17 protein-coding genes are annotated in these 24,247 nt (G+C 68.9%); 14 read left to right on the forward strand and 3 right to left on the reverse strand.

What is annotated here, in order from left to right; all coding sequences use genetic code 11:
• Positions 1 to 157: 157 nt before the first annotated feature.
• Positions 158 to 1,192: a ketoacyl-ACP synthase III gene (locus tag Q9Q40_11295; protein ID MDQ7007804.1), complete on the reverse strand. Its 1,035-nt coding sequence runs from the start codon at positions 1,190 to 1,192 to the stop codon at positions 158 to 160.
• A 126-nt stretch (positions 1,193 to 1,318) separates the two neighbouring features.
• Between Q9Q40_11295 and Q9Q40_11300 the strand changes: the two genes are divergently transcribed.
• The 8 genes from Q9Q40_11300 to Q9Q40_11335 all read left to right on the forward strand — a co-directional run bounded on the left by Q9Q40_11300 (position 1,319) and on the right by Q9Q40_11335 (position 12,844).
• Positions 1,319 to 2,602: a PP2C family protein-serine/threonine phosphatase gene (locus tag Q9Q40_11300; GenBank protein MDQ7007805.1), complete on the forward strand. Its 1,284-nt coding sequence runs from the start codon at positions 1,319 to 1,321 to the stop codon at positions 2,600 to 2,602.
• Positions 2,583 to 3,692: a histidine kinase gene (locus Q9Q40_11305; GenBank protein MDQ7007806.1), complete on the forward strand. Its 1,110-nt coding sequence runs from the start codon at positions 2,583 to 2,585 to the stop codon at positions 3,690 to 3,692. The genes Q9Q40_11300 and Q9Q40_11305 overlap by 20 nt, the downstream gene beginning before the upstream one ends.
• 3 nt (positions 3,693 to 3,695) lie before the next feature.
• On the forward strand, positions 3,696 to 4,439 hold the full coding sequence (locus tag Q9Q40_11310) for a response regulator (GenBank protein ID MDQ7007807.1): 744 nt from the start codon (positions 3,696 to 3,698) through the stop codon (positions 4,437 to 4,439).
• Positions 4,440 to 4,599: 160 nt separating this feature from the next.
• Positions 4,600 to 5,811 (forward strand): polymer-forming cytoskeletal protein, encoded by a 1,212-nt coding sequence (locus Q9Q40_11315; protein MDQ7007808.1) that lies wholly within the window; start codon positions 4,600 to 4,602, stop codon positions 5,809 to 5,811.
• Between the two features lie 10 nt (positions 5,812 to 5,821).
• Entirely contained in the window at positions 5,822 to 7,798 is a 1,977-nt protein-coding gene (locus Q9Q40_11320; GenBank protein MDQ7007809.1) for an ABC-F family ATP-binding cassette domain-containing protein, read from the forward strand.
• Positions 7,799 to 8,016: 218 nt separating this feature from the next.
• Positions 8,017 to 8,676 (forward strand): hypothetical protein, encoded by a 660-nt coding sequence (locus tag Q9Q40_11325; GenBank protein MDQ7007810.1) that lies wholly within the window; start codon positions 8,017 to 8,019, stop codon positions 8,674 to 8,676.
• Between the two features lie 10 nt (positions 8,677 to 8,686).
• On the forward strand, positions 8,687 to 10,807 hold the full coding sequence (locus Q9Q40_11330) for a S8/S53 family peptidase (GenBank protein ID MDQ7007811.1): 2,121 nt from the start codon (positions 8,687 to 8,689) through the stop codon (positions 10,805 to 10,807).
• A 105-nt stretch (positions 10,808 to 10,912) separates the two neighbouring features.
• Complete coding sequence (locus Q9Q40_11335) at positions 10,913 to 12,844, forward strand: peptide MFS transporter (protein MDQ7007812.1); 1,932 nt, start codon at positions 10,913 to 10,915, stop codon at positions 12,842 to 12,844.
• A gap of 9 nt (positions 12,845 to 12,853) precedes the next feature.
• On the opposite strand, the gene typA is transcribed toward Q9Q40_11335, so the two are convergent.
• Entirely contained in the window at positions 12,854 to 14,692 is a 1,839-nt protein-coding gene (gene typA, locus Q9Q40_11340; protein ID MDQ7007813.1) for a translational GTPase TypA, read from the reverse strand.
• Positions 14,693 to 14,728: 36 nt separating this feature from the next.
• Between typA and Q9Q40_11345 the strand changes: the two genes are divergently transcribed.
• From Q9Q40_11345 to Q9Q40_11355, 3 genes are all read left to right on the forward strand, one after another.
• Positions 14,729 to 15,109, forward strand: coding sequence for a cupin domain-containing protein (locus tag Q9Q40_11345; GenBank protein MDQ7007814.1), 381 nt, complete (start codon positions 14,729 to 14,731; stop codon positions 15,107 to 15,109).
• Positions 15,110 to 15,184: 75 nt separating this feature from the next.
• On the forward strand, positions 15,185 to 17,638 hold the full coding sequence (locus Q9Q40_11350) for a M14 family zinc carboxypeptidase (GenBank protein ID MDQ7007815.1): 2,454 nt from the start codon (positions 15,185 to 15,187) through the stop codon (positions 17,636 to 17,638).
• 65 nt (positions 17,639 to 17,703) lie between these two features.
• On the forward strand, positions 17,704 to 18,036 hold the full coding sequence (locus Q9Q40_11355; GenBank protein ID MDQ7007816.1) for an arsenosugar biosynthesis-associated peroxidase-like protein: 333 nt from the start codon (positions 17,704 to 17,706) through the stop codon (positions 18,034 to 18,036).
• Positions 18,037 to 18,046: 10 nt separating this feature from the next.
• On the opposite strand, the gene Q9Q40_11360 is transcribed toward Q9Q40_11355, so the two are convergent.
• Positions 18,047 to 19,699 carry an EAL domain-containing protein gene (locus Q9Q40_11360; GenBank protein MDQ7007817.1) on the reverse strand — a complete coding sequence of 551 codons (1,653 nt, stop codon included), beginning with the start codon at positions 19,697 to 19,699 and terminating at the stop codon, positions 18,047 to 18,049.
• 140 nt (positions 19,700 to 19,839) lie between these two features.
• Between Q9Q40_11360 and Q9Q40_11365 the strand changes: the two genes are divergently transcribed.
• The 3 genes from Q9Q40_11365 to Q9Q40_11375 all read left to right on the forward strand — a co-directional run bounded on the left by Q9Q40_11365 (position 19,840) and on the right by Q9Q40_11375 (position 24,234).
• A complete protein-coding gene (locus Q9Q40_11365) occupies positions 19,840 to 20,562 on the forward strand; it encodes a rhomboid family intramembrane serine protease (protein ID MDQ7007818.1) in 723 nt (240 codons plus the stop codon).
• A gap of 377 nt (positions 20,563 to 20,939) precedes the next feature.
• Positions 20,940 to 21,827, forward strand: a complete 888-nt coding sequence (locus tag Q9Q40_11370) for an RNA polymerase sigma factor RpoD/SigA (GenBank protein MDQ7007819.1) — start codon at positions 20,940 to 20,942, stop codon at positions 21,825 to 21,827.
• A gap of 97 nt (positions 21,828 to 21,924) precedes the next feature.
• Complete coding sequence (locus Q9Q40_11375) at positions 21,925 to 24,234, forward strand: ATP-binding protein (GenBank protein ID MDQ7007820.1); 2,310 nt, start codon at positions 21,925 to 21,927, stop codon at positions 24,232 to 24,234.
• The last annotated feature ends 13 nt before the right edge of the window (positions 24,235 to 24,247 follow it).

Consider the following 24,247-nt stretch of genomic DNA (forward strand, 5'->3'; position numbering starts at 1 on the left):
GTCCCATGAATTTCGGCGCCCGGAAAGACCAGGCGGGTCTTCTCGCTGTAAAAAAACCGCGGTCAAGTTTTTGTATGTATTCGGTTTAGCTTCGGTTCGGGATCGCCTCGGCGCTGGGAGGCCGCGCCGGCCGGGGGATTCCACCGATGACGAAAATTCAGTCGACCCTCAGGGCCATCCCGCTCCAGGTCAGCCCGGCGCCGAAGGCCACGAGCAGAATCACGTCTCCCGACCGGACTCGACCGGATTCGACCAGCTCGGTCAGGGCCAGCGGCACCGAGGTGGAAGCGGTGTTGCCGTAGTTCTCGATGTTGATCACCCAGCGTTCGGGTGGGATGGCGCTGCGGCCGATCATCGACGTCAGCATCCGCAGGTTGGCCTGGTGGGGGATCAGCCAGGAAACCTCGGTGGGGTGGATACCGGCCCGCTCGCAGAGTTCGTCCATCACCCGCATGCCCCGGTCGACGCCGAAGCGGAAGACGGCTCGCCCGTCCATCTCCACGGAGGGCGCGGCTTCGTGCCGCACCCCGTTGAGCATCGGGGGGTGCACCGACCCGCCCGCCGCGACCCGGAAGAGATCGGCGCCGGAGCCGTCGGCACCCAACAGGTTGGCCAGAACGGTCCAGCCGGTCCCCCGCCCCCCCTGGGTCTCGAGCACGAGAGCCGAGGCTCCATCGCCGAAAACCAGGCGGGTCTTGGGATCGTCCGGGCGAATGTACTTGGTCGTCACGTCCGCGGTGACGACCAGGATGCGCCGGAAGCTACCCGAGGCGAGCAGGGCGGAGGCGGTCATCAGGGCTGTCACGCCGCCGGAACAGGCCCCGTTGATGTCGAACGCACCCGCCCGGTGGGCCCCGATGCGGTGGGCCAGCGCGGGGCCCGTGGGGCAGAGGAGGTGGTCGGGGGTGTAGGTGGAGAGCAGGACCAGGTCCAGTTCCTCGGCGGGGAGTTCGGCCCGCTCGAGGGCCTGGACGGCGGCCTGGGCTCCCAGGCTGGAGGCCGTGTCCCGTGTCGAGGCGATCCGTCGCTGTTCGATGCCGGTGCGGTCGCGGATCGATCGTGGATCGGTTCGTAGGGCGCGCCCCAGTTCCTCGTTGGAAAGCCTGCGCTGCGGAAGTGCCTTGCCCACACCGCGCAAGGCGAAATGCGAGAGTTCCCGCTCCATGGCCCGACCCCTCATCTTGTCCGACATCTGGCCCCCAAGAGGTACGGTGGACGGGCCTCCCATGCAACCGGGTGCGTGCCGGGGACGTTGTAGTAGGGTACGGCACAGGCACCCCCCCGCCCACCGCCATCACCGTTCTCTTCGGAGACCAGCTTGACGGGTCAGCCCCTACTCCGCATCCACACCTGGCCCACCGGCCGGGTGCTCCGCCGGGTGGTTCACCCTGTGCGCGGGTTCCTGTTGTGGTTCGTCGGCGCCGCGCTGGCGGGGGCGGTTTTCGGTCTGACGGTGGAACTGCTATCCCACACCGTGGCGGGCCAGCCCATCCAGTGGTCGCTGGTCTGGCAGTACATCCTGGCGGTGGAGATGATCGTCTTGACCGCGGTGGTCGGGGCGCGCCACGCCTTTCCCCACTTCGAGCACCTGCCGGTCCTGCTGCACTACGGCATGATCGTCCTGACCCTGTTGGGCGGTGCGTTGCTCGCGGGGCTGATTTCCCTGGCCACCCGGCCGGGGATCATCTTCACCCGGCCCCTGGCCTTTTTCGCCCTGGTCGCGGTCAATACCCTGTTGGCGGTGATGCTCTCCGTCGCTCTGATCGCCTGGGATTCCCTCAAGCGCTCCCTCGAGCGGGCCTGGGAAGAACTGCGGGTCAAGGAAGCTTTCGAAAGGGAAATGGCCCTGGCCCGGGAGGTGCAACAGGAGCTGCTGCCGGAGGCCTCTCCCCGGATCGCCGGGCTGGATATCGCCTTCACCTGTCGCCCGGCCGCCGCGGTGGGGGGAGACAGCATCGATTTTCTCGAGTTGCCGGAAGGCCGGCTCGGCCTGGTGGTCGGTGACGTGGTGGGCAAGGGCATCGCCGCGGCCCTTTTGATGGCCAACCTCCAGTCGCTGGTGCGGGCGCTGGCCCCGGGGGAGCCCTCCCCGGCCCGCCTCCATCAACGCCTGTCCGCCGCCCTGGGGCGGCGCGGCCGACCCGGTCGTTTCGTGACCCTGGCGTGCGTCTACCTCGACCCCGCCACGGGAGACCTGCGTTACAGCCTGGCCGGTCATCATCCTCCGCTGGTGGTGGGACCCGCGGGGGTGCGCGAACTGGACCGGGGGGGGCTGCCCCTGGGCATCACCGACCTGGTGGCGTACCGGGAGGGGACCGACCGGCTGGCTCCCGGGGAGACCCTGCTGCTGTTCACCGACGGCCTGGTGGAAGCGCCGCCGGAGAGCGGCGCCGACGAGGAGTTCGGCAAACAGCGGCTGATGGATCTGGCCCGGCGCCATCACGAACAGGGAGCCGAGGCGCTGCTCGAGCGGGTGCTCGAAGCCCTTGCCGCCTGGGTCGGGGACAAGCCTGCGGCGGACGACACCACCGTGCTCGTCGTGCGCCGTTCCGGGGCCGCCGTTCTCCCCGGGGAGGGACCCGATGACCAGCCTGCGGGATGAGATCGGTTCGGGGCGGGGTGCCGGCGACGGCCTGCTGGCGCGGATGAGCGTGGAGCTGATCCTGGGCGGCGGCTTCGGCGGGGGCATCGGGGCCCTCAACGCGGTGCTGGCCTCGGTGCTGGAAAAGGGGAGGGTCGAGGCTCCGCTGCTGGTGCTGGGAGTGATCAGCGGTCTGGTCACCGGGGTGGTGGCCGTGGTCACGGGCCGCGAGGTGCTGCCGCGCCTGGTGGGTTACTCGTTTCCGGTGCGGGCCGCGCTGATGGTGCTCAGCCTGGTCGGCGGCGCGTTCGCGGCCACCTTGCTCGGCTTCTGGATTTATCCCTGGTACGTGATCCGCAGCGTTCGCAGCGTGATTCTCGTCGGTTCGATCAACGGTCTTTTGGCCCTGGTGGCCGGGGCGCTGGTCTTCGTCTACGAGGACCTGGTCCGCCGGCTCGATCGCACCCGGGCGATGCTGGCCGCCGAGCGGGTGGCCCAGGCCCAGGCCCGCGAGCGGGCGGCCCGGGCCGAACTCCAGGCCCTGCAAGCCCGGATCAACCCCCACTTCTTTTTCAACGCGCTCAACACGGCCACGGCTTACGTCTCGGAAGATCCAGCTTACGCCGAGCATCTTCTCGAGCGTTTCGCGGGCCTGTTCCGCTACGCGTTCCGCCGGGGCAGCCAGCGGGCCGTTCGACTCGACGAGGAAATGGCTTTCATTCGCGACTACCTGGAGATCGAGCAGGCCCGCTTCGGCGACAAGCTGCGCTTCGAGGTCGATTACGACGCGTCACTCGCCTCGCGAACCCTGCCGCCGCTGATTCTCCAGCCCCTGGTGGAGAACGCCGTGTTGCACGGTCGTGACCCGGAGACCGGCGAGGGCCGGGTCCTCGTTCGCGCCGAGGAGGGACGGGCGGGAAGCCTGGTGCTGGAAGTCCGCGACGAAGGACCCGGTCCCGGGGCTGTCGACGGCCAGTGGCCACAGGGCCATGCTCTCGAGAACGTGGCCTCCCGCGTCGACGCCTTCTGCGGGGGTCGGCTGGTCGTGGGCCCCGCCGCGCCGGGCCCGGGGACCACCGCCCGCATCGTGTTGACCAGCCAAGGAGACTGACCGATGACGCTGAAAACCCTGATCGTCGAAGATGAGCCGCCGGCCCGGAGGCGGCTGAGGCGGTTGCTCGAGGAGACCGGACGCGTGGACGTGCTGGCCGAGGCGGACACGGTGCGCGACGCCGTGACCAAGATCCGCCATCACGACCCCCAGGTGGTCTTCCTCGACATCCGGATTCCCGGTGGCGAGGGCTTCGACGTGCTCGAGCGTCTCGAAACCCTGCCGCTGGTGGTCTTCGTCACCGCCTACGACGATTTCGCCGTGCGCGCCTTCGAACGGGATGCCGTGGACTACCTGGTCAAGCCGGTCACCTCCGATCGCCTGGTGGAAGCCCTGGACCGGGTCGAGCGGCGCCTCGAAAGGGAGCAGGTCCAGGCGGGGATTCCCGGGATGCTGGCCCAGCGGCCGGGCATGCCGCCGCGGATCGTCGCCCGTCGCCGGGGCCGGATCGTGCTCCTCGCGCCGGAAGAGGTCAGTCACGTCAGTGCGGACCACACCCTGGTCTTCGCCTGGAAGCAAGGTCACTCCTACCTGGTACCGCGCACCCTGCAGAGCCTGGAAGAGGAACTCACCCCTTTGGGGTTCCGGCGGACCCACCGCTCGGTGCTGGTCAACCTCGCCGCCATTGCCGCGGTGCGTCCCGCGGAATCCGGCAACTTCCTGCTCGAACTCAGCGATGGCCAGGGGACTCGTGTCCCTCTCAGCCGCCGCCGGGCCCGGGCGCTGCGAGAGGAGATCGGGTTTTGAGCGCTGTTCGCCGTGCACCGCTCGTCGGGCGGGGACGACCGCTGGTGGTCGAAGCGGCGACCGCTCGCCACTGGGGAGGGGCAGTGGAACGGCCAAGGTGCTTTGTTGGACAAGGGACTTTCCTCTGATGCGCCATTTTCCGGAGCGAGTGCGACGACCGATGAGAAACCGCCCCGTCATCGCGATGCTGGCGACCGTGCTGGCGGTCCTGGCCGGCATCTCCGCGGCCGAGGCGGAAGAGTGCGCCGATCGGGTGATGCGGCTGGGGACCACGCGGTTCGTCCAGGCGAGCAGGCTGCTGGTGGAGAGCGACCGGGTCGATGTGGGCGACACCTACGCTTTTTCCGGTGATACCACGATTCGGGGCGTCGTCGAGGGGGACCTGTCGGTCCTGACCCCCGAGCTCGATATCGGCGGCAGGGTCAGCGGCGATCTCAACGTTTGCGCCCGCCACGTCGAAATCGACGGTGAGGTGGCCGATGACGTGCGGGTCTTCAGCGAGTCGTTGAGGGTCGGAGGGCGGGTCGCCGGAGACCTGCTGGCCTTTGTCGGCAGCTTCTATCTCGAGCCCGCCGGCTCCGCACTCGGCGGGCTGTTGATCTACTCGGCCGATGTCTCGCTCGAAGGCGATGTGGCCGGCCCCGTGCGGATCTACGGGGCCGCCGTCCGTCTTTCGGGGAGCTTCGGTGCCGATGTCTGGGTCGAGTGCGACGAACTGACCCTCGAGCCGGGCGTCCATATCGCCGGGGACCTGGTCTACAAGGCGCGCAACACGGTGGCCCCCCCCGCGGGGAGCGTGGACGGCGAGATCCGGCAGGTGGAGATGACTCCCGAGGAGTTGGCGGAGGAGGACGGCGGCAACTCCTTCCTCGCGTTCTCGCCGGCGGCGCGGGTGACGTTCCACGTCTACCTGGCCTTCGTCGCCCTGCTCGGCGGCCTGCTCCTGGTGCTTTTCTTCCGCCCCTTCGTGGACGGGTCGCTGGCCCATGCCGGGGGCGCCACGCTGCTCGTTTCGAGCTTCGGCGTCGGCCTGGTCTGCCTGCTGGTGGCCCTCGTGCTCTCTCTGCTCTGCCTGATCGTCCTGCCGCTGAGCCTGGGACTGCTCTCGGCTCTCGGTGCGTTGATCTACTTCGGCTCGCTGCTGGGCAAGATGATCGCCGGCCAGATGCTGCTGCGTCCCCTGCTGCGCGGCGAAGGGCACCCGGCGTTGGCCCTGGTGGTGGGGGTGGGAGCGTTCTTCGTGGTCGATTTCATTCCCGTGGCGGGCGAGCTGCTCTGGCTGTTCTTCACCATCGCCGGCATGGGAGCGGCGTTGCACCAGCTCCGGTGCTCGATGCCCGCCCCGCAAGCCTCCAGCGCCCCCGCCGAGTAATCTTGGGGCCATGCTCTCCCTGGCCGCCATCTCCCGCTCGGTGGGAGGACGCACCCTCTTCGAAGACGTCAGCTGGACGATCCATCCGGGCGACCGCATCGGCCTGGTGGGGCCCAACGGCTGCGGCAAGACCACCCTGCTACGGATCATCGCCGGGGTGGACGAGCCTGACCGGGGCCGGATCCGCCGCCGCCGGGGACTGCACGTGGCCTACCTGCCCCAGGAGGTGGAGGCCGAACTGCACCCCCGGACCTCGGTGCTCGAAGCGGCCCTGTCCGGTGCCGATCACGTGCGGGAGCTGGGGCGGGAAATCGAGGCCCTGGCCGAGCGCATGGCGGAACTCGACGCCCGGGGAGACGCCGCCGCCCTGGCCGAGGTGGCGGCGACCTATGGCGAGCGCCGCTCCCTTTTCGAGTGGTTCGGCGGCGATGGGCTCGAGGCCCGCGCCCGGGTGGTGCTCGGCGGCCTGGGCTTCAGCCGGGAGGCCTGCGACGCTCCCGTGGGCACCCTCTCCGGGGGATGGAGGATGCGGGTCCTGATGGCGCGGATGCTGCTGTCCGGTGCCGACCTGCTGCTGCTCGACGAGCCCACCAACCACCTGGACCTCGATGCCCTGGCCTGGCTCGAGGCCCATCTCGGGGCCTCGCCCGCGGCGGTGGTGGTGGTCAGCCACGATCGCATCTTCCTCGACCGGGTGGTGGAACGCATCGCCGACCTGGTGGCGGGTCGTCTGCGGGTCACCCGGGGCGACTACTCGGCCTGGGTCCGGCGCCGGCGGGCGGAGCGGGAACAGCTCGAGGCCCGGGATCGTCAGCTCGCCGCCGAGGAAGATCGTCTGCGACGCTTCGTCGAGCGCTTCGGCGCCAAGGCGACCAAGGCCAGCCAGGCTTCCGACCGCAAACGACGCCTGGAGGAGGTGCGCGGGCAACGCCGCGCCCTGGTCTTCGATCCGGCCTGGAGCTGGTCCTTCTCCTGGCCGCCGCCGCCGCCGGGCCCGGACCTGTTGTTGAGTCTCGAGAAGGCCGCGTTCGGCTTCGACGGGCGGCCGGTGCTCGAGGGGGTCGACCTGCACCTCCGGCGTGGGGACCGCCTGGCCGTGCTGGGCGCCAACGGTGCGGGCAAGACCACCCTGTTGCGGGGTCTGGCCGGCGATCTCTTCCCGCTCGCGGGGCGGCGCGAGGTGGCCCGGGGTCTGCTCGTGGCCCGCTTCCACCAGCACCAGCTCGAGGCGATGGATCCGGCGGCCAGCGTTTTCGAGCAGGCCGGTCGCACGGCGCCGGGTCGCACTCCCGAGCAGGTGCGTCGTGCGCTGGGGACCCTGGGCCTGGGAGAAGAACACATCTCCCGGCCGGTGAGTTCCCTGTCGGGAGGGGAACGGGCACGCCTGGCCCTGGCCCGCCTGCTGCTCGAACCCTGCCATCTGCTGATGCTCGACGAGCCGACCAATCACCTGGACCTGCCGCTGCGGGAGGCCCTGGAGCAGGCCCTGGAGGCCTGGCCGGGCACCCTGATCGTGGTCAGCCACGACCGGGTCTTCCTCGAGCGGCTGACCCGCGAGAGCCTGGTGGTGGAAGGAGGCCGGGTCGAGCGCCTGGAGGGGGGCTGGCGCCAGTGGTTGGCCCGCCGGAGCGCGGTGGCCGCGGCCGGCGTGGAGTCGCCCGGGGCCCGGGTGGGCCGGGCGTCGGCGCACCACCGCTCGAGGGCCGGACGCCGGGCGCGGGCCGAGGCCCTCCAGGCGCGCCGGCGCCGGCTGCGCCCCCTGCAGGAGGAGGTCGCCCGCCTGGAAGACGAGGTCCACGCCGCCGAACAGCGCCTGGCGGAGATCGATGCCGGGCTGGCGGATCCCGCCGTCCATGCGGACGGCCCCCGCCTCGGGCTCCTGGCTGCCGAGCGCGGGGAGGTGGCCCGCCGGCTCGAAGTCCTGACGGCCGCCTGGGCCGAGAAGGCCGAGCAACTGGAAGCCGCGGAGAACGAGGCCGCCGATTGACCCTGCCGGGAGGGGGGGCGGGACGGCCCGCTTCTTGCAACAATGGGGGGCCAAGCGCGTGTCCGGGAACATTCGCGGCCACCCGGGATTGCCAGCTTCGTCCGCCGCCCCCTAGATTGGGTGGTGGAGGAGGGCCCGGGCCGGCGGTCGAGTTCCGGTGCCGCCCGACCTGTCTCGCCCGGAGCCCGTGGCGACGGACGAGATCGCGGAGATGAGTGATGGAGAGGGTACTTGGAAGGGTCGTGCCGGTCTGCGTGATGCTGCTGTGGCTGACGATCCCGGCGACGCCGGCGGCCGCCCCCATCGGCCACTGGGCGGCTTCGGCGGGACTGGTCCAGACAGGCGACGGGGATGCGCCGATCACCGGCTCCCTCGGGTTCGAGGCGACAGGATGGTATGTGCTCTCACCAAAATGGGACCTGGGGTTCCGTCTCCAGTCCCTGGCTTTCAGTTCCGACGGCATGCAGGAGGGCCCGGCTCCCTGGCTGATGCCCGGTGACGGCACGGTGCTGTTGGGCTCGGCGGTGCTGCGCTGGTACCCCCTGGGTTCGGACCTGGCCTTTTTTCCCTTCGTGGGCCTGGGGGTCGGCACACCGCTGGCCGACAGTTTCGACGCCGAGCGGCGGGTCGTTCCCGACGTGGGCTTCGTTCTCGATACCGACTGGTCGGTCGATTCGGTGGGGTTCAGCGCCGAACTGGGGCTGCGTTTCGACCTGGCCGACGGTCGCTGGTTCGTCGAGGCTCAGACGCGCTACCAGGCTCTCGGAGCGACCAGCGAGGGGAGTCTCGAAGTCCCGCCGACGATCCGTCGCACCCGCGAGTGGACGACCAACCTCGACTCCCTCCATTTCGCAATTCTCATCGGGTACTACTTCTAGGGGATCGACCATGAACACCCGTCTGCAGCCGTCGTTGAGGCTTCTCGTCGCGCTTCTCGCCTGGTTCCTGCTGCTGCCGCCGGTCTTCGCGGTGGAGCGGAGCGCTTCCCGGCGGGCGGCCGCCCAGGCTCGGCGCGAGGCTCTCGCGCACGTGTCGCCGCGCCGCCAGGTTTCCCCCCGAGGCCAGGTGCGCACGCGCGGGGTCTCGAACCGGACGCCGCTGGCGGCCAGCCGTCTCGCCCGTCTGGGGGGGCGGCTGGGTCGCGACCCGGGGCAGGGTTCCGGCGCGCTCCTTTCCGGCCTGCGGCGTCAACGGGTCGTGGCGGCCAAGAACCGCCCGCAGGGCCCGCGGCGGCTTTCCCCCCTGGTCCGGGAGCTGGTGCAGGCCAGTCGCCGGGGCGCAGCCCTGCCGGCGCACCTGCTGGGGGAGGACACCCTCGAAGTGCTCGACGGCGATCGCATCCGCCTGCAGCTTCTGCTTCGCCCGGGGGCGGTGGGGCTCGAGCGCGATCTCGAGAGGCTCTCGGCGGAGGTGATTCGCGCGACAGACGCGGTGGTCACCGCCTGGGTGCCCTACGACAGCCTGTCCCGGCTCGAGGATGCGGGCACGGTGCAGGCGGCCCGCCTGGCGCGCCGACCCGGGCGTGACAGCGACCGGTCGCGGGTGCTGGCCGCGGGCGCGGGTAGCCTGGCGGCGGGCAGCGTGGTTTCCGAGGGCGTGCCCCTGAGCGGCGCCGATATCTGGCAGGCCTTCGACAGCTCGGAGTTCGGTGTGGAGCGGGAGACCCCGGTGACCGTCGCCATCGTCGACGCGGGCTTCTTCGGTTACGCGGACCTTCTCGGTACCGAGTTGCCGGCCGCGGTGACCACCGCCGACTTCGCTCCGGCGTGGGACATCGAGGGGTGCCTGGCGGCCGATCCCCTGGCGCCTTGTTTCGCCGCGGGCACCGCGCTGGCGGAGATCGTCACCGACATGAACCCGACCGTCGAGCTGATTCTCGTCGCGGTGGATCCGGACAGCTACTCCAGTTTCCAGCAGGCCATCGATTACCTGGCGGGTTCCGGAAGCGGTGGTCCCCTGGCGCCGATCGTCGTCGGAGGCGCGGTATGGGCCCCCGGCCTCAGTGGAGATGGCTTCGGCAGCGGTCCCTACAGCCGGCTGATCTCTCGACTCACCGCCCAGGGCGTGACCTGGATCAACGACCTGGGTGACCTCGACTATCTCAGCTTTCTGCTCTACGGCACCGATACCCCGGCCCCGGCCCGGGATCACTGGACCGGGCCCTTCGCCGACCAGGTCGACCACCTCTTCCGGGGCCAGTTCGACGCGGACGGCTACATGGACCAGTGGTTGCCGGACCAGGACCCCCAGGCGGGGGAGACCTGGCTCAACGAGTTCTGCCTCGGTCCGGGAGACTACATCTTTTTCGACCTGGTCTGGGACGATTGGGTCGACGCCGACAATGACGGTATTCCGGAGACCACCGAGGACTACGCCCTCGATTTCTGGGAACGGGTCGACGGCAAGCTGGTGCTTTTCGACACCTCGTCCTCGCTGCCCGACAACTTCCAGGGAGGGGAGGAGGGGGACTATCCCTGGGACACCTTCGATCTGTTCAACCCGGGGACCGGGACCGTGTGCTACGAGCTGGCGATCTTCGCCGAGTTCGCCCTGGGGGACAACCGCTTCCACCTCTACTGGGCGGCGGACAACCTGTCCCTGCCGGGCCAGCTCTCCGCGGGCTTCCAGCCCCCGTTTTCGATCACGGCCGGCAACAGGATGATCCCGGCGGACACTCCCGGAGTCGTGGGGGTGGGCACCTCTTCGCCGGCCGATCAGGTCGAACCCTTCTCGCCCTGGGGCCTGGAAGGCGAGGCCTCGCCGGCGCTCTGCGCTCCGGCCGACGTGAGCACGGCGACCTTCTCCGGCGGTGGTTTCGTCACCTCCTTCGCCGCGGCCCACGTGGCCGGGGCCACCAGCCTGCTGATGCAGAAACTCGGCTTCGTCAGCACCACCGAAGCTCTCGAACTGCTCGAGGCCCGGGCGCGGGACATCACGGGGTCGGCGCCGGACGTGCAGTGCGGTGCGGGCCGGCTGTGCATGTTGACCGGGCGCTGCGCCGCGCCGTAGGCGTCACGGCGCCCGGCTCCCCGAGGGTCTTGCCATCGGGTGCCCGATCGAAGAAGATGCACGACTTCGACCTGGACCCCGCTGCGCTTCCGGAAGGAGCGGCCGATGGCATTCGGACACCCCAAGGGACTGTTCCCGCTGTTCTTCACCGAGATGTGGGAGCGGCTGGCCTTCTATACGATGGTCGGCATCCTGCTGCTCTATACGACCGACACGGAGCGGGGCGGCCTGGGCCTTCCGGCCCAGCAGGGCAACGAGATCTACGGCCTCTACCTGGCCTTCGTCTACTTCACACCGTTCATCGGCGGGATGATCGCGGACCGTTTCCTCGGCTATCGACGGGCGGTGGCCCTGGGTGGGCTGCTGATGGGCGGCGGCCTGCTGCTGATGGGCGTGCCGGGCTTCACCTACTTCGTGCTCGGCCTGATCGGGCTGATCGTGGGCAACGGCTTCTTCAAGCCCAATATCTCGGTGATGGTCGGCAACCTCTACGAGCCGGGTGACCCTCGCCGGGACGCGGGCTTCAACATCTTCTACATGGGCATCAATATCGGGGCGTTGCTCGCCACGCTGCTGGTGGCGCCCCTGATGCGTAACGTCTTCGGCTGGTTGTGGACCTTTCGCGCGGCAGGCATCGGCGTGCTGTTGGCGGTGGTCATCCTGGCGACCCAGTGGCGCATCCTGGCCCACGCCGATCGCCAGCCGGAACACAGCGAAGAGGACATGGGTTTCGGCGCGGTGCTGGCCAAGATCATCCTTCCCGCCTTCGCGGTGGGCCTGGCGGGCTATTTCTTCGCCCGCCAGGTGGGGATGAGCGTCGTCAGCCCCTCCGACTTCGGTTTCCTCGTCGGTTCGATTCCCGTCTTGCTCTTCTTCGTGGTGCTGGCGCTCAAGGCCAGGGAAGAGGAACGCCCGGGTCTACTCGCGCTGCTGCCGATATTCGTGGCGGGTGGCGCGTTCTTCATGATCCTCCACCTCAACGGCAGTGCCATGACCCAGTGGGCGCGGGACGAGACCGATCGCCAGGTGGGGGGTGTGACCCGGGCGCTGACGTGGACCCACCAGGAAGCCCTGCCGCGCTACTACATCAATGCCGCCGAGGACGTGCCGCGGCCGGACCCGCGCACGCTGCTGGTGGTGGAAGATGCGCGGGTGGCCGCCATGTACGGTCAGCAGCGCCTCGACGAGGAGGCGGTGCGGGCCATCGCCGCGACGGGGGAAGTGCGGGTCGAAGAGATCGGCGAGGGCGCTCAGGGCCCCCTGGCCCGTCGCGCCGCCGCGGTCTACGCCTCGGGGACGGTCACGGTGGAGGAAACCGCCGACGCTCACGGGGTCCGTTCGATCTCGGTGTCGGTGCCCGACGGGGCCGAGGCCCTCCGGCAGGTCGCCTTCGTGCGCGAGGTGGAGGGCCGTCCGATGGCGGTCTTCGTGGTGGATGCCCATACCTACGAGAGCATCTATGAGGGCTACCGGCGGCTCTACGGCAAGGAGCCGGCGCTCCTGCCTCCCGGCGAGTTTCTGACCGTGGTTTCGCCCGAGGTCTACCAGTCCTGGAATCCGTTCTTCGTCATCCTGCTCACGCCGGTGGTGGTGGCCTTCTTCGCGTGGCGGGTCAAGCGGGGCAAGCCGGTACCCACGGCCCACAAGTTGCTCTACGGCATTCTGCTCACGGCGGCGGCGCTGGCTTTCATGGCCCTGGCGGGGTTGATGACCCGGTCGGGAACCGTCAAGGTCTCGGGCTTCTACCTGGCGACGTTCTACATGATCGTCACCCTCGGCGAACTCTGCCTGTCTCCCATGGGCCTGTCACTGGTGACCAAGCTGACACCCAGGAGACTGGTCGGCCTGGCCATGGGGGGCTGGTTCCTGGCCACGGCGATCGGGAACAAGTTTTCCGGCTTCTTCGGTACGATCCAGGGGCTGATGGACCCCCTCTACTTCTTCCTGCTGTTGTCAGGGGTCTCGGCGCTGGTGGCGCTGTTCCTGTTCTTGGTGCTCTCGCGCCTGGATCGGGCGATTCGCCGCTACGGTGCCTGAAGCCCGCGGCTAGCCGGCTTCCGAGCGCGCGCGCTTGCGCTCGACCTCGCGACGGGACGGGTCGAGCGTGCGCTTGCGCAGGCGTACGGCCTGGGGCGTGATCTCCACCAGCTCATCGTCGGCGATGAACTCGATCGCCGCCTCCAGGCCCATGCGCCGCGGGGGGCGCAGGGTGACGAAGGTGTCGGCGGTGGCCGAGCGCATGTTGGTGAGCTTCTTTTCCCGCACGATGTTGACATCCAGGTCGCCGGCCCGGTTGCGCTCGCCGACGATCATCCCCTGGTAGACCTCGTCACCGGGGGAGACGAAGATCTCGCCCCGCTCCTCGAGGCTGTAGCTGGCGTAGGCCGTGACGCGGCCCGGTCGATCGGCCACCATGGCGCCGCTCTTGCGCCGGGGAATCTCGCCGGCCCAGGGTCCGTAGCCTTCGAGCTGGCTGTTGATCACGCCGGTGCCGCGGGTATCGGTGAGGAACTCTCCGCGAAAGCCGATCAGCGCCCTCGAAGGACAGATGAACTCGAGCCGGGCGCGCCCCGAACCGGTATTGACCAGATTGACCATCCGACTGCGGCGCAGGGAGAGTTTCTCCGTGACCACGCCGACGTAATCTTCCTGCAGGTCCAGGTGAATCCGCTCGAAGGGTTCGAGTCGCTGGCCGTTCTCTTCGCGCTCGATCACCCGGGGGCGGGAGACCAGCAGTTCGAAGCCTTCCCGGCGCATGGTTTCGAGCAGCACGGCCAGTTGCAGTTCGCCCCTGCCACAGACCTCGATCGCGTCGGCCCGGTCGGTGGGTCGGAGTTCCAGGGCCACGTTGCGGCGTACCTCGTTCTCCAGCCGGTCCTTGATCTGGCGCGAGGTGACGCGGCTGCCTTCGCGGCCGGCGAACGGGCCGTCGTTGACCATGAAGACCATCGATACCGTCGGTTCGTCGACGTAGATCCGCGGCTCGATCACCGGGTTGTCGGGGTCTGTGATCGTGTCGCCGATGCGCACTTCGTCCATACCGGCCAGCATCACGATTTCACCGGCTTCGGCGCGCGGGACCTTGACCCGCGTCAGGCCCTGGAAGCCGAGCAGGGCCGACAGGCGGAAACGACACAGGGAACCGTCTTCCCTTGCCTGGGCGTAGGTCCGTCCCGTCTCCAGCACACCGTCGAGCAGCCGGCCCAGTGCGAGCTGACCGAGGTAGGGGTCGTAGTCCAGGTTGGTGACCAGGAAGCGCGGCGGGGCTTCGAGATCGCCCCGGGGAGCGGGTATCGCCTCGAGGATCGTTTCGAACAGGGGCAGCAGGCTTTCCGAGCCGTCGTCCAGGCGGCGGTGGGCCACGCCCCGGCGCGCATCGGTGAGCAGCACCGGCAGCTCGATCTGCTCGTCGGTGGCTCCCAGGTCGATCAGCAGGTCGTAGACCTCGGAGATCACCTCTTCGACCCGGGCGTCGGCACGGTCGATCTTGTTCACCACCAGCACCAGGGGAAGCCGCGCGGCCAGGGCCTTGAGCAGCACGAAGCGGGTTTGGGGCAGGGGGCCCTCGCTGGAGTCGACCAGGAGCAGGGCGCCGTCGACCATGTGCAGCGCGCGCTCCACCTCGCCGCCGAAGTCGGAGTGTCCAGGGGTGTCGACGATGTTCAGTCTCGTTCCCCGGAAGTCGATGGCGGTGTTCTTCGCCAGGATGGTGATCCCCCGCTCGCGCTCGAGGTCCATCGAGTCCATCACCCGATCCTGAACCTCCTGATGGTCCCTGAAGACGCCCCCCTGGCGCAGCATGGCGTCGAGCAGGGTCGTTTTGCCGTGGTCCACGTGGGCGATGACGGCGAGGTTGCGGATATGATCTCGGGAAGTGGTAGGCATCCGGCGAGCATACCCCCAAAAACGAGGAGAAGCCCCATGCTGGTACGTAATGTCGATCGGACCCCCGCAGAGCCGATGGAACTGGAAGGAGCCCGCGAGGTCACCCTGCGGATGATGATCTCGCGCCGCGACGGCGCGCCCAACTTCGCGCTGCGTCATTTCACCGTCGGCGTGGGCGGTCACACGCCACGGCACCGGCACGACTACGAGCACGAGAACTACATCATCTCCGGTCGCGGAACCGTGGAGGCCGATGGCGAGGTGCGGGAGATCGGCGCCGGCGACGTGGTCCTGGTGCCCCCGGGGGCGTTGCACCAGTACGTCAACACCCACCCCCGGGAGCCGCTGGTCATGCTTTGCCTGGTGCCGACCACTTTCGATTCGGGCGAGGGGCCGTGCCCGGTGCCGGGCTCCTGACCGGGGATCGGCCGGACGGCCGCGGGCGTGCCCTTGAACGTATACTCGCGGCTGGCTTTGACAGAGGAGATCCCCATGGTCCGGAGTCTGGGCGGTCGCTGCTGGTGGTGGGTGTGGGGGGTGTTGGTGCTGTTCGGCGGAAGCGCCGCCGCCGAGGGGCCGGTCTGGCGGCTGCTGGTGGAGGCGGATGCGGCCGGCCGGGATCGGCTCTCGGCCATGGGGTACGACATCGCGGGCCACGATCTGGAGCGCGACCGCGTCGAGGTGATCACCGATGAACGGGGGCTTCGACGGTTGGTGGAGCGGGGCTTTCACCTGGTGCTGATCGAGCATCGTCCGGCTCCCCGGCCCCTCGAGCAGGGCAGTGGCGGCCGGGCGGATCTCGACGGTCCCCTGCCCGATGACCGCTACCACGACCCCGCCGAGGTGCAGGCCTTTCTCGAAACCGTCGCCGCCGACCACCCGGCGATCACGCGCCTGGTCTCGCTGGGCCAGAGCGTGGAGGGGCGGACCCTTTGGGGGCTGATGATTTCGGACAACGCGGACCGGGACGAGGACGAGCTGGCGATTCTTTTCAACGCCGCTCATCACGCCCGCGAGGTGATGACCCCCGAAGTGGTCATGGACACCATCGATCAACTCACCGACAACTACGGTACGGATCCCCGGATCACGTCGATGGTCGATACCTACCAGATCTGGTGCGTTCCGATGGTCAATCCCGATGGTGTGGCCCGGGTCCACGAGGTGGACGACAACTGGCGCAAGAATCTGCGGGACAACGATGGCAACGGCGCGATCGACAGCCAGGACGGCGTGGATCTCAACCGCAACTACCAGTGGGGCTGGGGCGGTCAATGCCGGGGGTCGTCGAGTCTCTTCGCTTCGGCCACCTATCGTGGCCCCCGGGAGCTTTCCGAGCCCGAAAGCCAGGCCCTGATCGAGTGGGGCCGCACCTGGCGGCCGGTTTTCGACGTGGAGTACCACGCCTACGGGGAAGACGTCTTTTACGCCCTGTCCTGCGATCCCTCGCTCTCGCCGACGCTGAGCACGATCCCGGGCGGCGATCCCTCCATCAGCCGGGTCATCGCCGAGGACTACGCGGCGCGCCTGGTGCAGGCGGACGGCGGGCAGGGTTTCAGCGCCGCTCCCTACGGCTCGCGGGTCGACGGCACCGGGCGGGACAACCAGTACCGGGAAAACGGTTCGATCGCCTTCGTCACCGAGGTCAACAACGCGGCGGAAGGAGGTTTCCGGCCCGACTACGGCACCTATCGCGACGCCACGGTGCAGGGGCAGCGCCCCGGATGGAAGTGGTTGATCGAGCGCATGGGAGGGCCCGCCGTCGGCGGCCATGTCACCGACGCACTGACCGGCCGGCCGCTCGAGGCGGAGATCAGCCTCGACGAGATGAATCTTCCCGACGGGCGCCAGCCCACCAGCCGGGCGGATACCGGTCGCTTTCACCTGATCGTCGTGCCGGGCGACTACACCCTCCGGGTGCGGGCGCCGGGATACGCCGAGGCGGTGATTCCCGTGACCGTCGCCGATGCTCCCTACGTGCCCCTGGGCGTCGCTCTCGAGCCGGCCGGAGCGAACGTGCTGGCGCGCGAAGACTTCGAGGATCCGGCCACGGCTCTCGCCTGGACCTCCGGTTTCCCCGGTGATACCGCCACCGACGGCCGGTGGCAGTGGGGCGAGCCCCAGGGCACCCACGACGGGGACGCCGTCTTCGGCGACCTGGAATTCGGCGCGCCCCGATTCGACGGCACACCGGGGCGGGGCGTCAACGCGTGGGTCACGGGCAACCAGGCGGCGGCCGGCTTCACGTCCGACGACGTGGACGGAGGCGTGACGAGCCTGGTCTCGCCCTCCTACGACCTCTCCGGCTGGTACGGGGTGCGGGTGGGCTGGCGCCGGTGGTTCCGCAAGGATGCGGCGGATCCCGTCGATCGCTTCGACCTGGAGGTCTCCACCGACGGCGGGGCGAGTTGGCTCCTGCTCGACTCGCTGCGGACGACCAGCGCCACGGCCGACGCGGCGCCCGCCTGGACGCGAACGGAAGTCTTGCTCGACGCGGTGGCGCAACCCGGGGCCGATACGCGCTTCCGCTTCCGGGTCGCCGACGACGGCGCGGAAAACGTGGTGGAGGGCGCGATCGACGATTTCCTGCTGCTGGGCTTCGACCTGCAAGGCCAGGGGGAGGTGAGCGGAGTCCGGCTGGTGGACACGGTCGAAACCGTGGTCGAATGGGATGCCGTGCCCGGAGGCGAAGGGGCTGTCTACGACGTGGTGCGGGGGGATGTCGCGTCCCTGGGGGCGGACGCGTCGGGGGTCGACCTGGGCCCGCTCCTGTGTATCGAGGACGACTCCGTCGATACGAGCACCGCCGATCACCCGGACGGCGACTCGCCTTCGGCGGGGGCGGGTTTCTTCTACCTGGTGCGCTTCGAACTGGGTCTCAGCCGCGGGGGTTGGGGATCGGGAAGCGGGGGCGGGACCCGCAGCGGCAGCGGAGGCTGTCCGTAGCCGCAGCGTCCGTGCCGTGACATTCTCCCCCACACGGGGCGCCCGGTCCGCCCCCGGAGGACACCATGCACTATTACGAATCCGAGGATCTGAAGAAGTTCAAGGACGTGGGCAAGTTCCGCAAGGAACTGATGGATCTCTTCTTCGACTACTACGGCAAGGTCACCGGTGAAGACGGTGCCCTGACCCGCCGGGAGAAATCCCTGATCGCCCTGGCCGTGGCCCACTCGCGCCAATGCCCCTACTGCATCGACGCCTACACGGAAGCGTGCCTGGAAGCCGGTGCCGACCCGGAGCAGATGACCGAGGCCGTTCACGTGGCCGCCGCGATGGACGCGGGCATCACCCTGGTCCACGGGGTGCAGATGCACAACGCGCTCGATCGACTGGGAGTCTGACGGGGGCTGTTCAGCGCACGGTGGGAGTCAACAAGTAGGCCCGTTCGATCAAGGCTTCGGCCTCGCCGGCGCAGACGGGCTTCGAGAAGAGGAACCCCTGGGCCTGGTCGCAGCCGAGCGCCTCGAGCCGCGAGAGCTGGTCGAGGGTCTCGACGCCCTCGGCGACGACCTTCTTGTTCAGGTTGCGGGCCAGGGCGACGATGGTGCGCACGATCTCCGAACTCTCCACGTCGAGGCCCATGCGGCTGACGAAAGAGCGATCGATCTTGATGGTCTGGATCGGCAGGCGGTGCAGGCAGGAAAGCGACGAATAGCCGGTGCCGAAGTCGTCGACGCAGAGATACACGCCCAGGCTGCGCAGGCGGGCGAGAACCTGGATCGCGGCCTGCTCCCGTTCCATGACCATGCTTTCGGTGATCTCCAGCTTGAGATGGGAGGGCTCGAGCCGGGTCGCGGTGAGAATCTCCTCGACCCGCCGGACCAGGTCACCGTCACACAGCTGCTTGCGGGAGAGGTTGACGTTCATCGTCAGGTTGCGGGCCAGGGGCAAGTCTTTCTGCCACAGGGCGAGTTGCCGGCAGGCCTCCTCGAGCACCCAGTCGCCGATGGGGACGATCAACCCGGTCTCCTCCGCGACGGGAATGAATTCGGCGGGGGAGACGAAACCGCGTTCGGGGTGATGCCAGCGCAGCAGGGCCTCGAAGCCCAGGACCTTGCTCTCGGACATCGAGAGGATCGGCTGGTAGTAGAGCTGGAACTCCCGTCGTTCCATCGCGCCGCGCAGGTCCGATTCGAGCAGCAGGACGTCCCGCGCCTTGCGACGCATCTCCGGGTCGAAAATCTCGTACCCCGCTTCGGTGCCCTTGGCCCGGTACATGGCCGTCTCGGCGTCCTGAAGCATTTCCTCGGGGCGGTCGTAGCCGGTGGCGGACAGTGCGATACCGATGCTCACGGTGGGGAAGATCTCCTGCCCGCTGACGAGGAAGGGATCTTTCAGGGCGGCGTGAACCCGTTCGGCGATGCGCACCGCGTCGCTGGCGTCCTCCACGTCGTCGAGCAGGATCGTGAACTCGTCGCCCGAGATGCGCGCCACGGCGTCGGAGAAGCGCAGGTGGCCGAGCAGCCGCCGGGCGACACGGATCAGCAGGCGATCCCCTGTCTCGTGCCCCAGGCTGTCGTTGACGATCTTGAATCGGTCGAGGTCGAGGAGGAGCACCGCGAACCGGTACCCGTCCTGCTGTTCGGCCCGTTCGATCGCCCGCGCCAGCCACTCGGTGAACAGCGCCCGGTTGGGCAATCCGGTCAGAGGGTCGTAGTAGGTCGAGGGCAGGGGACGGGCCTGGTCGGTGACCAGGGTCGGCTCGTCTTCCGGAAGCCTGTCGGCCGAGGGATTCCTGATGCAGATCAGCGGAATCTCGAAGCCGCAGCGGCGGGCCTGTTCGAGCCAGCGCCACGCTCCCGCGCTGTCGGCGTTGAGGTCCCTGACGACGACGCAGCCTTCGCGCCGGGCAAGGGCCTCCATCGCCTCCTCGGGTGCCGCCGACTCGGCCGCAAGCGCCAGTTCGCCGGCCATCTTCCCCAGGCGCTCGAGGACGCTCTCCTCGCCTTTGATGAGCAGGACGTCTTCCCGTTCACGGGTCTTGGTTGTGTTTCCGCTGGCCACGTAAAAGAAAGTGGGGCTTGGAGATCGTCGGTGCCAATGGCGGTTGTTGAACACATCGGGCCGAACTGCGGTCAAATCTCCGTCGGCTCCCGGCGGTCGGGCTGTTGGCGACCGGCGGGCCACGGTGTAAGGTTCGCTCCATGTCCTACTACGGTGGTGTTCCCGGCGGGAGCGGCCCCACTTTCGCGGCGCCCCCAGTCACTCCCATGGTGCGGCGGATCCTGATCGTTCTGGCCGCGACCTTCTTCGTCCAAGTCCTGCTGGCCAAGGCGGGCTTCTTCTTCATCGAGCGCTGGTTGCGGCTGGACCTGCCCTCCAGCGGCTATCTCGCCCTCTGGCAGTTGGTGACCTATGCGCTGCTCCATGGCGGTTTGTGGCACCTGTTGATGAACGCCCTGGGGCTGTGGATGCTCGGTGGCGAGGTGGAGCGCTACCTGGGCTCCCGGGGGTTCCTGCAGTATTTCGCGGCCTGCGTGGTGGGAGGGGGGGTCCTGCACACCGTCTTTGGCCTGTTCAGCAGCTATCCCCAGCCGGTCATCGGGTCTTCCGCCGGAGTGCTCGGGCTCGTTCTGGCCTACGCGATGTTCTTCCCGCAGCGGCAGTTGTTCATTTTTCCGCTGCCCTTTCCGATTCGCGCACGCACCTTCGCGTTGATCTTCGGGGCGATCGATCTCTTCGGCGCCATCGACGCCAACCCCGGCGACGGTATCGCCCACTTCGCCCACCTCGGCGGTATGGCCGGTGGTTACCTCTACATCCGCTTCATGCTGCGTCGGGGAGGCGGTGGCGGGTTCGGCCTGTTCCGGCGTAAGCCGAAGTTTCGCACCTACGATGGTGGTGGCGGTCCCGGTGGATGGCACTGAGGACGGTCCCGGGGGCGCGGCGTTTCAGCGGGGTGGCGCCTGCGTCATCCGTTTTCGGCGAAGTTGGTTCGCTCTTTGTTCGAAGACGAAATCGTAGTTGACGGCCGGGCCGTTTTGCCGTCAAATTGGGTATCAGAGATAGAAGGCGATATCGGCGGCCGGGCAAGATCGAAAGACAACGGCAAGGTCGAAGCGAAGAAGAACGGTATCGTCGGCGGATGGGGAAATGGGGAGTCTTTCATCCGCAACGGGGAAGAAGCCGTTGGGAAACGGCACAGGCGGGAAGGGATAACTGGCAGATCGAGAATCGGGCTGTTGGTCGGCTCGGAGATGTCGGTTCCGAATCCTTTGCGTCTGCGGCGAGGCACAGGAGCGAAATGGGAATCGACAGCAGCGAGAAAACCGTTCTCAGTCGATACTTCACAGAGATCCGCGCGTACCCCCTCCTCACCAAGGAGCAGGAGCAAAACCTCGCCAAGCGAGTCAAGAAGGGTGATACCGAGGCCTTCGAGACACTGGTCGCCTCGAATCTCTCCTTCGTCGTCAAGGTGGCCAGCGAATACCGCAACCTGGGTCTGCCCCTCGAAGACCTGCTCAACGAGGGCAACCTGGGCCTGATCGAGGCCGCCCGGCGCTACGACCCCTCCAAGGGCACCAAGTTCATCACCTATGCCATCTGGTGGATCCGCAAGTCCATCCTCAAGGCCCTGGCCGAACAGGTGAACCTGGTCCGGGTGCCCACCTACCAGATGAAAAAGGTCAAGGAAGTGCGGGAGACCGAGCACACCCTGCGCAAGGAACTCGGTCGCCGCCCCGAGCGTCATGAAATCAGCGACCGGCTTTCCGTGTCGGTGAAGAAGGTCGACCAGGTGCTGCAGGTCAACACCCGGGAGATGTCGATCGACGACACCATCGGGAAAGAAAAAAAGACGCCGGTCAGCGACTACCTGGTGGATCGCGATGCCGACAGCCCCGAGGATTGGGTGTTGCGTCGCGAGGGCACGGGGCTGGTGACTCGGGCCCTGACCCATCTCAACGACCAGGAGAAGGTCGTCATTCGCCACCGGTTCGGCCTCGACGGCTGTCCGATCCTGACCCTCAAGGAGATCGGCGCGAAGATGGGTGTCAGCCGCGAGCGGGTACGCCAGATCGAAACCCAGGCCAAGCAGCGCCTGCGGCGGATGTTCAGCCGTCCGCGGAACCTGCGTGGCTCGCGCAACACCGGCTACGCCTCCCGCAGCATGCGGTCGCGCACGAATCTCTGACTCTTCACCGCTCCGACCGGCTACAATCTCCCGCGGGTGCCCGGTGCGCCCGGAGGAGAGAGTCTTGCCGGTCGAGCACGACGCGCACGGAGAGGGGATGTCCCGGGCCCCCCGCTGGGCCGCTCTGGCCACTGCGCTGGTCGGCGCCGCGGACGCCGAGGAGTGCCTTGGTCGCTGGGCGCTCGAGGTGCGCCCCCCGGCCGACCTGGTGGCCCTGCTCGACCCCCGCACCCTGGCCCCGCTCCGGGCTCTCAGGCGCGAGGACCGGAAGTGGGTCCCGGTGGCGTTGCCTCCCGCCGGTCTCGAGGCCCTGCCCCCCCGCACCGAGGAACTGCTCCTGGCTTCCGGGCGCTCGAGCCCGCTGGCCGACCTCCTCTACTCGCTCTCGCTGACCCGGGCGATGATCGTGCCCCTGGGGGAGCCGGTGGGCGCGCTGGTGCTGGCGCGTGCGGGGGCGGCGTTCAGCCCGGCGGAGGTGTCGGCCGCCGAGCAGGAGGCGGCCTGGCTCGCCGCGGCTCTCGAGCATCACCGCGGGGGGCGGGCGGAGCGGGACGACGCCGGCACGGCGAGAGAACTGTCGGCCCTGTTCGAGATGAATCGCTCCCTGGCCCGCGCCCTGGGCCCGCGGGACGTGATGGATAGTGCGTGGCGCTGTCTTGTGGAACTCGTCACGCCGGTTTGCGGCGCGATCCGGCTGGAGGCCGCCGGGCGCGAGCCGGAGACGGGCTGCTGGCCCGCGGGTGAACTGGGCCGGAGAGCCCGCGCCCGTCTCGACGGCTCCAGCGCCTCCGACCCTTCGCTCCACTGGCTTTCCCTGCTCCCGGAGGAAGGCGCCGCCGGCCTGGTGCTCGGCTGGCACGGCTCCCCGCCCCCCTCCGCGCGCCGTATCGCGGGAGCCGTCCAGGCGTCGCTGGTCCTCGCCGCCGGGCGGTTGGAGGCCCAGCGGCGGCTCGAAGAGGACCGCCTGCTGCGGACGATGGAGGGCCTGCCCCTGGGAGTGGCCCTGCTCACCGGGGAGGGGCGGCTGCGGCTGGTCAACCCCGCCGCCCGCAGGTTGCTCGAGAGTTTCGATGCCTGGCCGGGTGCCGGCGGCGTGCTCGAGCGACTCGGTTCGGTGGAATTGTTGCCCCAGGTTCGCGCGGCTCTCGAGGGCCGCTCTTCCTCGGCCGAGGCCTTCTTCCCCGAGGGTCGCCGGGTGGTGGAAATGCGCCTGGTCCCCGCCGCGGCCAGGGCGGCCACCGGGGAGGTGGTCCTCGTACTCGACGAGGTCACCGAGCAGCGACGTCAACGGCAGCAGTTGGCCCAGGCCGAGAAGCTCTCGGCCATGGGGGAACTGATCGCCGGTGTCGTTCACGAGATCAACAATCCCCTGTCGACCATCCTGGGCTACGCCGAGATGCTGGTGGCCGACTCCGACGCTCCGACGCGCCAGCAATGGATCGCCACGATTCTCGAAGAGGGACGTCGCTGCCAGCGCATCGTGGGCAACATGCTCTCCCTGGCCCGTTCCCACGAGAGCGAGGGAGAACTGGTCTGCCTCGGCGCCATCGCCGAAAAGGCCCTGTCCCTGGTGGCCTATCCCTACCGGCGGGCCGGGATCGCGGCGTCCCTGCGGGTCGACTCGAAGACGCCCGCCGTGCGGGTCGGCGCCGACCGCCTGCTGCAGTTGTTGATCAACCTGCTGACCAACGCCCTCCATGCCCTCGAGGAGCACGATGGCCCGCGGCAGGTGCGGGTGGAGATCGCCCCCCAGGGTGAGCACGTGTCGCTGGTGGTCGCCGATAGCGGCCCCGGTATTCCGGCCGCCCTGCGGGAGCGGATCTTCGAGCCCTTCTTCACCACCAAGGAAGAGGGCAAGGGCACCGGCCTGGGTCTCAGCCAGGTGGCCGCCACCGTGGAGGACTTCGGCGGCAGGATCGCGGTGGATCCGGGAGAGGACGGCGGCGCCTGCTTCCGCATCCTGCTGCCGGCCGCGGTGGAGACCGCCCCGGCCGCCGCCCCAGCCTCGTCCGGGCAGGTCCGGGTCGAAGGCGGCCTGGACGGCGTTCGGGTCCTGGTGATCGACGACGAGCCCGCCGTGGCCGACTGCCTGACGGAATTCCTGCGCCAGGCGGGGGCCGTCGTCGAGCAGGTTCACGAGGGGGCGGGGGGACTCCAGCGCCTGCTGGCGGATGCCTACGACCTGGTGATCTGCGATCTGCGGATGCCCCGCATCGACGGCCCGCGGATCCTCGAGGCCGTTTGCCGGCGACGGCCCGAGATGGTCGAGCGGATGGTCTTCTCCACCGGCGATCCCGAGGCCCTCGCCGAGGAGTCGCTGGTGCGCCGGCTCCACCGCCCCTGTCTGCCCAAGCCCTTCGACTTTCGCGTCGTGCTCGAAACGGCCCGCGCGATCGTCGGCAGGTGATGCTCGCTCCCCG

This window comes from Acidobacteriota bacterium (assembly GCA_030949985.1).
GTDB lineage: Bacteria > Acidobacteriota > Polarisedimenticolia > J045 > J045 > JALTMS01.